The organism is Kineococcus glutinatus, assembly GCF_039542765.1.
GTDB lineage: Bacteria > Actinomycetota > Actinomycetes > Actinomycetales > Kineococcaceae > Kineococcus_A > Kineococcus_A glutinatus.
In genome coordinates this window covers 1-1,557 of the sequence record NZ_BAABIL010000908.1, presented here as the reverse complement: position 1 = coordinate 1,557, position 1,557 = coordinate 1, and the positions used below count along the sequence as shown (strand labels likewise).

At 76.6% G+C, this 1,557-nt stretch carries 1 protein-coding gene; it reads left to right on the top strand.

Going from position 1 to position 1,557, the window contains the following annotated elements:
• Window positions 1-1,416 (top strand): methyl-accepting chemotaxis protein (locus tag ABEB16_RS22500; RefSeq protein WP_345714372.1); only part of this gene is annotated, 1,416 nt, incomplete at its 5' end.
• Between the last annotated feature and the right edge of the window lie 141 nt (window positions 1,417-1,557).

Genomic DNA, 1,557 nt, shown 5'->3' with positions numbered 1-1,557 from the left:
CTGCCCGGGCGCGCCGGGACCGGCACCAGCACCGGCAGCGCCTTCGGGGTGCGGGTGCTGCCCGCCGACGGCACGGTGCTGGCCGTCGACGGCACCTGGGACGCCGGCGCCGAGCGCGCCGCGCAGCAGGTGCCCGCGCTGGCCCTGCAGGTGCAGGCCACCGCCACGGACCCCGAGGGCCTCGGCGGTGTCGGCGTCGTGCGCGGCGGGCTGCTGGCCAGCGCCTCGGTGCTGCTCGTGGTGGGCGCGGTGCTGCTGCGCCGCCGCCGCCGGCTGCGCCACGTGCAGGAGATCATCGAGGTCGCCGAGGGCCTGGCCGACGGGCAGACCTCCCGCCGCGCCGACCTCAGCGCCTCCTCGGACTCCCTGCGGCGGATGGCCGCCGCGGTCAACCGCGCCGCCGACAACACCCAGATGCTGCTGGCCGGCATCGCCTGCCACGCCTCCACCGTGCACGAGGTGGTGACGCGCCTGTCGCGGCACAGCGCCGAGGTCTCCCGGCACACCGCCGAGACCGCGCAGGAGGCCATGATGCTGAGCCTGGCCACCGACGAGGTCACCTCCGGGGTGCAGGAGCTGCTGGACGGCGCCGAGGAGCTGCGCCGCACGCTGGACACCATCGCCGCGCGCGCGGAGGAGGCCGGTGGCATCGCCGCGCAGGCCACCGCCGCGGCCAGCGGCACCAGCCGCACGGTGGCCACCCTCGGCGAGGCCGGCAGCGAGATCAGCGACGTCGCCGCGTTCATCGGGGGCGTGGCCGGGCAGACCAACCTGCTGGCCCTCAACGCCACCATCGAGGCGGTGCGCGCCGGGGCGGCGGGCAAGGGGTTCGAGGTGGTCGCCGAGGAGGTCAAGCAGCTGGCCACCAAGACCCGTGAGGCCAGCGGCAGCATCGACGCCCGCATCAACGCGATCCTGGGCGGCACCGCGGAGGCCACCACCGCGCTGGGCGGCATCGAGTCGATCATCGCGGAGATCGTCTCCTGCCAGGACGGCATCGGCACCGCGGTGGACACCCAGCGGGTGGCCACCGAGCAGATGTCGCAGCGGGTGGAGCGCACCAGCGACAACGCCCTGCGCGTGACCGAGAGCATCACCAGCCTGGCGACGTCGGCGAGCAACTCCACCTCCAGCACCCGCGAGCTGGCCACGGCGCTGGCGCAGCTGCTGGACGTGGCGACCAACCTGCACGAGCTGACCGCCGACTACGAGGACCTGGAGCTGCCGCTGCTGGAGCCGGGGCCGGTCGCCGGCGCGGTGCCCACCACCCCCGGCGCGGCAGCGCCCGCACCGACCGCCGACAGCGCACCGGCCGCTGCCAGCGGCGCACCCGCAGCCGGCAGCGCACCGGCCCCGGCACCTGCAGCACCTGCCTCGGGGCCGGCGGCGCCGACGGCGGCGGTCGAGCTGTTCTGAGCCGGGCCCGGGCACCTACGGTGGCCCGGTGGACGGCGAGCGCACCGGCGCTGTCGGTGCCGCGGCGGCGCGCACCCTGGCGGAGGACGTGTACCTGCTGCTGCTGGACCCCGGCCGCGAGCGCCCGGTGCTGGACGGCAC